Genomic DNA, 8,474 nt, shown 5'->3' with positions numbered 1-8,474 from the left:
GCAGCACCCCCGCCCGGTCCAGCGCCTCGCGCCAGAGGGCCAGCTTCGCCTCCAGGCCCAGGCGCGCGTTGGCCGGGCTCGTCGATGGCAGCCGCACCGCCGGCAACCCAAGGGCCTCGACCTCCCGCATCCGGCGGGCGCTCTCCGCGCCGTTGTGGATCACCAGGCGCAGCGCAGGTGCTCGGGCCGGCAGGCCGGCGAGGTCGTTGGGAACGGCATGCCGGATGGCCGAGTCCAGGCTGCCGGGACGCACGCAACTCGCGTAGACGTCCCAGAGTCCGATGCCGTGGTCGAGCAGGCACCGCGTCCGTTCCCCGTAGGCCTTTTCAGGCAGCGGCTGTCCCAGAAGCCTGCCCATGATCGGCCAGAACTGGTTGCGCGGGTGCGCGTAATACTGCCGGGCCTGTAGCGACGCGACCCCGGGAAAGCTGCCCAGGACCAGCACCCGGGTATCGGGGCGGAGGATGGGCGGCAGGGCTGTGAGACGGGTCTTCGTGGTTTGCTCCGGAACGGGGCGACGCAGCGGCCGGTGCCCCGGCGCCGCCGGAAGGAATTCAAGGCTGGGGTGGCGGTTCCCTGCCGGTGCCCTGGCAGCCGCGGCAGAGCCCGTGCAGTTCCACCACCTTCGTGCTGATGGCAAAGCCCTCCTGCCCGGCTGCCTGATCCAGTGCAGCGCTGATGTCCTGGGGATGCATCTCGTGGATGTGGCCGCAGCTGTCGCAGATCATCAGCAGGGTCTCGTGGGCCTCACCTGGATGATTGCAGGCGACAAAACCGTTCAGGCTCTCGATGCGGTGGATGAACCCCTGTTCGAGCAGGAATGCCAGGCTGCGGTAGATCGTGGGCGGCTTGATGCTGTGATCGGCTGAACTGAGTTCGTGAATGAGGTCATAGGCCTTGATGACGCCATCGGTCTTCAGCACCTGTTCCAGGATGCGTCGGCGCAGGGAGGTCAGGCGCACGCCGCGCCTGGCGCAGACACGTTCCGCGGTGTCGAGCGCCTCCGTCGTCTGTGTCGTCACCACGATCGCCTCCTGGATGAAATGCAGCCTCTCAAGCATACCCGAAGCCGCTGCCTGTTCGTGCAGGGTACATGCGCCACAGGAACCGCTCCATTCCATGACGTGGATCACATTCGGTCGCCGCCTCGCTTTGTAAAGTCACGGTCTTTTGTGGCGCGACGATTTTGGACCCGCTGCCTCCGAAACCCTCTTCGGGACGGAGCGCCGGGAAGCGGTTGCGGCGAGGTTTCGATTCTGTCAGGCTCTCGCCGCGAGTATTTGGCAACCCCTTTGACCTTGCTGGAGTACTAGCGTTGACGATCTTCCGGTCCAGACGTTTCAAAGATTGCTCTGTGTGCGTGCTTACCCTGGCCTTCGTGGCGGGCGCGCCGATCATGACTTCCTTGGGTGTGCTGCTGTTCTTCTGACGGGTTCACCGTCACGGTCTCCTGACCTGAAGTTCGGTTTCAGCTGCGAGGCACGCGCCGAGGGTGGACGCGGACGCTGCCGTCCTCGTATTTCGCCCCGCTTGAGCTCCGTCCCTCGCTGGTGACTCAGGGATTCTGGCATCCCTCTGCCGGGCTCCCCGGTACCCCCAGTCCGCCCGCTGCTGCGCCTGGCGCAGGAGAAGTCCGCCGCCATCGGCTATAAAAGGGGACTGTTCCCCGTTTGCAGTCATGAGTGGTTCATGTACGCGCGACTGTTCCTGCTGTTTGCCCTGCTGTTCCTGGCTGTCCCTGGCTGCGCCGATCAGGGGGAGGGGCCGTTCCACGGGGGCGAGATCGAGACCGGGGATCTCGACGCCCTGCTGGAGCGCGGCATGTTGCGGGTCGTCGTACCCGGTACGGCCCTCGGTGAGCCGTCATTGCCTCGGCAGGGTTCGCCCGTGGCGCAGCAGCGGGAACTCGCCGAGGCCTTCGCCGCTTCGCTCGGTCTGCGCCTGGATCTGGTGCCGGTGTTCCGCCTGCGCGAGATGCTGCCCCTGCTCGAGCAGGGCAGGGCCGACATCATTGCCGCCAACCTCACGGTGACCGAGGGCCGCCGGGAACTGGTCGATTTCTCACTGCCCATCGATCATGTCCATGAGGTCGTGCTCGTCGCAGAGGCGAACGAGGATATTCAATCGATCGAAGACCTGTCCGGCCGCAGCGTCATGGTCGACAGGGCGACGTCGTTCTGGGAGACACTGGCCGCCCTGCGCGAGGAGTTCCCGGAACTCCATCTTCTCCCCAGCCTTGATCACTTTGACGACGAGTCGACGCTGGACATGCTCGTCGCCGGGGAGATCGACGCCACGGTTCGCGACAGCAACATCGCCGAGATGTACCTGGGCTACCGCGATGACCTGCGCATCGCCTTTCCACTGGGGGAGCGGCAGTCCATTGCCTGGGCAGTGCGCCCGGAAACGCCGCAACTGCTCGCGGCTTTGAACCGGTTCCTGACCATGGAACAACTGACCCGGCCCCGGGAGGCCCGCTATGTAGGGGATCTTCCCGAACTGCAGGAGCGACGCAGACTGCGCATCCTGTTGCCCAACTCCGCAGCCTCGTACTATCTCTGGCGTGGCGAACTGGTGGGTTTCGAATACGAGTTCGCGCGGCGCTTCGCCGAAGAGCATCGCATGCGCCTGGAGGTGGTGGTGCCGCCGCATCCCGCTGTGGTGTACGACTGGCTGGACGAAGGGCGGGCGGATATCGCCGGCGGCTTCCTGGAACCGGGTACGGCGGACGGGCGGGGCCCGGTCCAGTTCACGAATTCCTGGCATCAAGCGCAGCCTTATCTGATCAGCCGTGCCGATGCGGATGAGCTCGCGGGCTGGGATGCGGTTGCCGGAAGCACCGTCGCTGCGGTCCGCGACAGTGTCCTGTGGTCCGAGCTCGAGACCCTGGCGGAGGATCACGGGTTTGATCTGCTGCCCTTGCCCGGCATCGCCGGCGATCTCGAGGATGTCGTCAACAGCCTGGTCGCGCGCGAGTTCGATTACGCGGTCGTCGAGGGGCACCTGCTCGGGGTGGAACTGGCCCGGCGCGATGACATTCGCCGGCAGTTCGAGGCGGGTTCCCCGGTTCCGCACACCTGGGCTGTGCGCGCGTCCGATGAAGCCCTGCTGGAGTCCCTGAACGAGTTCTTCCGCAAGGAGCATCGCAGTGCTTTTTACAACATCCTGTACCGGCGGTATTTTGAGGATGAGCGACGCATCCGCCGCCATATGGACGAGCGGGTACGGGGGGCTGGGCAGCTTTCCCCCTGGGACGATCTGGTGCGCAGGTACGCCGAGCCACAGGATTTCGACTGGCGACTGATCGTCGCGCAAATGTACCAGGAGAGCCGCTTCGACCCGGAGGCGCGCTCTTCGATGGGGGCGGCCGGTCTGATGCAACTGATGCCGCGTACCGCCCAGCAGGTGGGCGTGAAGGATCTCGATGATCCTGCCGATAACATCCGGGGCGGCGTCCTGTATCTGGACTGGGTACGCCAGCGCTTGCAAGAAGACCTGCCGGTGGCCGACCGGGTCTGGTTCACGCTTGCCGCCTACAATGCGGGGCTTGGGCACGTGATGGACGCACGCCGTCTTGCGGCGCAGAAGGGCTGGGACCCGGACCGCTGGTTCGACAACGTCGAGAATGCCATGCTGCTGCTGTCGCAACGTCAATATTTCTCCCAGGCCCGCCACGGTTACGTGCGGGGCAGCGAGCCGGTCGCGTATATCAACAACATCAGTGCGCGCTACAAGGCCTACGTGCAACTGACCGAGGACCAGGCCGTCCTCGGCGGTGGCGACTGAGCGCCGGGAATGTGCTAAACAGCCTGCAGAGCATCACTTCGCTAAAGGCCATCCTCTAAGGAGAAGGGAATGAGTTGGGTAATCGATCTGGCCGCACTCACGATGAACGATGTGGCCCAGGTGGGCGGCAAGAATGCCTCGCTGGGCGAGCTCCTCGGCAATCTCGCTGAGGCGGGCGTGCAGGTGCCTGGCGGCTTCGCCACCACGGCGGATGCCTTTCGCGCTCTTTTGGCGAAGAACGGGCTCGACGAGCGGATCAGGAAACGCCTGGACGGCCTCGACATCGACGACATTCAGTCGTTGCAGGTGGCGGGACGGGAGGTCCGCGGCTGGATCGAGGAGGCCCCGCTGCCGATGGAGCTGGAGGCGGCGGTGCGCGAGCACTACGCCCGGATGGGAGAGAACGTGGCCGTTGCGGTGCGCTCGTCCGCGACCGCAGAAGACCTCCCGGAGGCGTCCTTCGCCGGCCAGCAGGAGACCTACCTGAACGTGCGCGGCATCGACGAGGTGCTGATTGCGCTGCGCAAGGTCTTTGCCAGCCTGTATAACGACCGGGCGATCGCCTACCGCGAGCACCAGGGCTTCGCGCACGACGAGGTGGCGCTGTCCGCCGGCGTCCAGCGCATGGTGCGTTCCGACATCGGCTGTGCCGGCGTCATGTTCACCCTGGATACCGAGACCGGCTTCCGTGACGCGGTCTTCATCACCGGGTCGTGGGGCCTGGGTGAGACGGTAGTCCAGGGTTCGGTGAACCCGGACGAGTACCAGGTGTACAAGCCCTCGCTGCGCGCCGGCAAGCAGGCCATCATCGGGCGGACGCTGGGCAGCAAGGCGCTCCGCATGGTGCTGACCGACGGGGGCGGTACCCGGGTCGAGGACACCCCGGACGACCTGCGCTCGCGCTTCTGCCTGAACGACGAGCAGGTGCAACTGCTGGGCCGGTACGCGGTGGCCATCGAAGACCACTACGGCATGCCGATGGACATCGAATGGGCCGAGGACGGTGAGACGGGTGAACTGATGATCGTGCAGGCACGGCCCGAGACGGTCGAGAGTCGTGCCGAACTGGGCGTCAACGAGACCTACCGCCTCGATTCCCACGACAGGTCGCGACTGACCACGGGGCGGGCCATCGGCGCCCGGATCGGCGCGGGCAAGATACGGATAGTCGATTCCCCGGAGTCGATGCACATGGTGGAGCCGGGTGACATCCTGGTCGCGGACATGACCGACCCGGACTGGGAGCCGATCATGAAGCGGGCCTCCGCGATCGTCACCAACCGCGGCGGGCGAACCTGCCACGCGGCCATCATTGCGCGCGAAATGGGTATCCCGGCCGTGGTGGGCTGCGGCGACGCCACGGAGGCCCTCCGTGACGGCATGGACGCGACGGTTTCCTGCGCCGAGGGAGATGATGGCTATGTATACGACGGAAAGATCCCGTTCCAGGTGCAGCGCACCGGTGCCAGTAATCTGCCGCCGCTGCCGGTGAAGCTGATGCTCAACGTCGCGAACCCGGGCCGCGCCTACACCTTCTCGCGCCTGCCGCATGCCGGAATCGGCCTGGCGCGGCTGGAATTCATCATCAACAGCCACATCGGCATCCATCCGCTCGCGCTGCTGGACTACCCGAACGTACCCGAGGATGTGCGCGCCGAGATCGCGACCCGCATCGCCGGCTTCGACGACCCCGTGGAGTTCTTCGTGCGCCGGCTCAGCGAGGGTATCGGAACGCTGGCGGCGGCCTTCGCGCCGGAGCCGGTGATCGTGCGGCTGTCGGACTTCAAGAGCAACGAGTATGCACACCTGCTGGGCGGCAGGGCCTACGAGCCGGAGGAGGAGAACCCCATGCTGGGCTTCCGCGGCACCGCGCGCTACCTGTCGGATACCTTCCGCCCGGCCTTCGCGATGGAATGCGAGGCCCTGAAGCGCGTGCGCGAGGGCATGGGGTTGGAGAACGTGCAGGTGATGGTGCCGTTCGTGCGCACCCTGGACGAGGCGCGCGGCGTGATCCGGGTTCTCGAGGAAGAGGGGCTGAAGCGCGGCGAGAACGGACTGAAGATCGTGATGATGTGCGAAATTCCGTCCAATGCGCTGCTCGCGGATGAGTTCCTCGAATTCTTCGACGGCTTCTCGATCGGTTCCAACGACCTGACCCAGTTGACCCTCGGTGTCGATCGCGACTCCTCGCTGGTGGCTTCCTGCTTCGATGAACGCGACGGTGCGGTCAAGGCCCTGCTCTCGATGGCCATCCGCTCCGCGCGCAGGAATGGAAAGTACGTGGGCATCTGCGGTCAGGGTCCCTCCGACCACATGGACCTTGCCGAGTGGCTGGTGGCGGAAGGCATCGAGAGCATGTCGCTGAACCCGGACTCGCTGATCCCGACCTGGGAGCGGCTCGCGGAGACGGTGGCGCGTGACTAACCCGAACCATCCCCAGGTCTACCTGCTGTCCGACGGCACCGGTATCACCGCGGAGACCCTCGCGCGAACCCTGCTGACCCAGTTCGAGGGTCTTCATCCCGGCTGGCACCTGCGGCCGTTCGTGCGTAGCCCCGAACATATGGAGGACTTCTTCGAGCGGATCCGGAACGGACCGCAGCCGGCGCTGGTCGTGGCCACCTTTGCGGATGCTTCCCTGCGTGCCCAGCTCAAGGACTGCCCGGTCCCGGTCCTGGACATCTTCTCGGACCACCTCGTGCAGCTGGAGCAGGTCTTCCAGCGCAAGGCCGAATCGGTGTCCGGGCGCGCTCACGGCATGGGCGATCTCGCCCGCTATGACCGGCGCATCGAGGCCCTGAATTTCACCCTCGCGCACGACGACGGCCTCGCCACCGGTGACATCGGTCATGCCGAGGTCGTGCTGATGGGGGTGTCGCGCTCGGGCAAGACGCCAACCTGTCTCTACCTGGCGATGAACTACGGCATGTTTGCCGCCAACTACCCGCTGATTCCCGAGGACCTCACCGGTGACACGCGGCTGCCGAGTTCGCTGCGTGGGCTGCGTGGACGTCTCCTCGGCCTGGTGCTCTCGCCCGAGCGGCTGGCACACATCCGGGAGGCGAGGCGGCCCGGCAGCCGCTATGCCAGCCTGCCCCAGTGCCGCCAGGAGTGCCTCGCGATCGATGAGTTCCTGTACCGGGAGCGCATCCCGCGCCTGGAGGTGACCCATCTCTCGGTCGAGGAAATCGCCACCCGGGTGCGCGGGGAGTTGGCCTGAGGCCGACCACTCCCGATGATCCCCATCATGATGCATGGACTGCACCATCCATGGGCAATCGGTGCAGCGGAAGCCCGCTTCCCGGTGGGATTGGGGGCACCATCCGGGCTGCGCCGCTGGCGGCGGGTCGTGCCTGCACCTGCCCTGCCTGGCGCGTCCGGGCCGGGCGGTCCGCCGGCCTCGCGATCACGCGGGCATGGCCCGATTCCTGCATCTTGCTAGCCATGTCATCGTTGCCCATCTTCCGCTCCGCGCCCGCGGCGCCCATCGCGTCGTTGCCTGAATCCCAGGCGGCCGCGCAAGGCTGGCACGCGAGACTGGAACTCGGTTTCGAGGCGGGACCCGAATGCACCGTATTGCGGCATCGGCGTCATGCCGGCCCCCTGCGGGTGCAACGCCCCTTTCACCCGGAGGGAATCCCCTGCCATACCTACCTGCTGCATCCTCCCGGGGGCATCGTCGGCGGCGACCGGCTGGAGATCGAGGTGGCGGTGGAAAGCGGGGCCCATGCGCTGCTCACCACTCCCGCAGCGGCCAAGTTCTACCGTTCGGCGGGCCCGCTGGCGTGCCAGCGGCAGTCCTTCCGGGTTGCCGCTGGCGGTACGCTGGAGTGGCTACCGGCATTGAACATCGTCCACGGCGGTGCCCGGGTCGAGTTGCGCAACCGCTTCGAACTCGCGCCCGACGCGCGTCTCCTCGCCTGGGATCTGCTCGGTCTGGGCCGCCCGGGTAGCGGTGACCGTTTCGAGAGCGGGCTTTGCGACGCGAGCCTTCAGGTCATCGCGGATGGCCGGCCGTTGCTCGCGGAGCGTCTGCGGGCGGAAGGCGGCGATCCCATGCTCAATGCGGTCTGGGGGTTGCAGGGTCGCGGCTACCTGGCGACGCTGCTGGCTGCGCCCGCCACCGCGGAAACGCTCGTCGCGCTGCGCAGCCGGTTGCGACAGGTGCCGGACGCCTTATTCGGCTGCACTCTCCTGCCTGTACCGGGCCCGCGGCCGCATGGGCACCCGGTCACGGGCCTCCTGGTCTGCCGCTGGCTGGCCGCAGCGGGGGAGGCGTTGTGGGAATCGATGATCGAGGCCTGGGCACTGCTGCGCCCCCTGGTGCTTGGGCGGGAGCCCTGCCCGCCGCGTATCTGGTCTACCTGAACCTGTCGGAGCCGTACATGGAGTTGACCCCCAGAGAGAAAGACAAGCTGTTGCTGTTCACCGCGGCGCTGGTGGCGGAACGCCGCCGCGACCGTGGGCTGAAACTGAACTACCCGGAGGCCATCGCGCTGATCTCGGCCGCGATCCTGGAAGGCGCGCGCGACGGCCGCAGCGTCGCCGAGCTGATGTCGCTGGGTGGCGAGGTGCTGCGGCGCGAGGACGTGATGGAAGGGGTCCCTGAGATGATTCCCGAGGTCCAGGTGGAGGCCACCTTCCCCGACGGGACCAAGCTGGTCACCGTGCATGAACCCATCCGTTGA

7 protein-coding genes are annotated in these 8,474 nt (G+C 66.6%); 5 read left to right on the top strand and 2 right to left on the bottom strand.

Annotation, left to right across the window (positions count from 1 at the left end; translation table 11 throughout):
* A partial coding sequence (locus EA346_RS04245; protein ID WP_296756063.1) for a DNA-deoxyinosine glycosylase occupies nucleotides 1-475 on the bottom strand: 475 nt, incomplete at its 3' end.
* Nucleotides 476-554: 79 nt separating this feature from the next.
* Complete coding sequence (locus EA346_RS04240; protein WP_296756061.1) at nucleotides 555-1,061, bottom strand: transcriptional repressor; 507 nt, start codon at nucleotides 1,059-1,061, stop codon at nucleotides 555-557.
* Nucleotides 1,062-1,689: 628 nt separating this feature from the next.
* Here EA346_RS04240 and EA346_RS04235 point away from each other — a divergent pair.
* The 5 genes from EA346_RS04235 (at nucleotide 1,690) to EA346_RS04215 (ending at nucleotide 8,474) form a co-directional block, all read left to right on the top strand.
* Nucleotides 1,690-3,786, top strand: coding sequence for a transporter substrate-binding domain-containing protein (locus tag EA346_RS04235; protein WP_296756060.1), 2,097 nt, complete (start codon nucleotides 1,690-1,692; stop codon nucleotides 3,784-3,786).
* A gap of 69 nt (nucleotides 3,787-3,855) precedes the next feature.
* Nucleotides 3,856-6,210, top strand: coding sequence for a phosphoenolpyruvate synthase (gene ppsA / locus EA346_RS04230; RefSeq protein ID WP_296756059.1), 2,355 nt, complete (start codon nucleotides 3,856-3,858; stop codon nucleotides 6,208-6,210).
* Entirely contained in the window at nucleotides 6,203-7,006 is an 804-nt protein-coding gene (ppsR, locus tag EA346_RS04225) for a pyruvate, water dikinase regulatory protein (RefSeq protein WP_296756057.1), read from the top strand. The genes ppsA and ppsR overlap by 8 nt, the downstream gene beginning before the upstream one ends.
* Before the next feature lie 224 nt (nucleotides 7,007-7,230).
* Nucleotides 7,231-8,154 (top strand): urease accessory protein UreD, encoded by a 924-nt coding sequence (locus EA346_RS04220; RefSeq protein WP_296756056.1) that lies wholly within the window; start codon nucleotides 7,231-7,233, stop codon nucleotides 8,152-8,154.
* Between the two features lie 17 nt (nucleotides 8,155-8,171).
* Nucleotides 8,172-8,474 carry an urease subunit gamma gene (locus tag EA346_RS04215; protein WP_296747808.1) on the top strand — a complete coding sequence of 101 codons (303 nt, stop codon included), beginning with the start codon at nucleotides 8,172-8,174 and terminating at the stop codon, nucleotides 8,472-8,474.

This window comes from Thioalkalivibrio sp., from assembly GCF_007692535.1.
In the GTDB taxonomy this organism is placed as follows: Bacteria; Pseudomonadota; Gammaproteobacteria; order Ectothiorhodospirales; family Ectothiorhodospiraceae; genus Thioalkalivibrio.
Note: the sequence above shows the minus strand (reverse complement) of the source record. Positions and strands in the feature narration are given on the sequence as shown.

What these genes read in the sequence shown, in the direction of transcription:
- EA346_RS04240 (WP_296756061.1), bottom strand. Translation starts at nt 1,061, where the DNA reads ATGCTTGAGAGGCTGCATTTCATCCAGGAGGCGATCGTGGTGACGACA.
- EA346_RS04235 (WP_296756060.1), top strand. Translation starts at nt 1,690, where the DNA reads ATGTACGCGCGACTGTTCCTGCTGTTTGCCCTGCTGTTCCTGGCTGTC.
- ppsA (WP_296756059.1), top strand. Translation starts at nt 3,856, where the DNA reads ATGAGTTGGGTAATCGATCTGGCCGCACTCACGATGAACGATGTGGCC.
- EA346_RS04220 (WP_296756056.1), top strand. Translation starts at nt 7,231, where the DNA reads ATGTCATCGTTGCCCATCTTCCGCTCCGCGCCCGCGGCGCCCATCGCG.
- EA346_RS04215 (WP_296747808.1), top strand. Translation starts at nt 8,172, where the DNA reads ATGGAGTTGACCCCCAGAGAGAAAGACAAGCTGTTGCTGTTCACCGCG.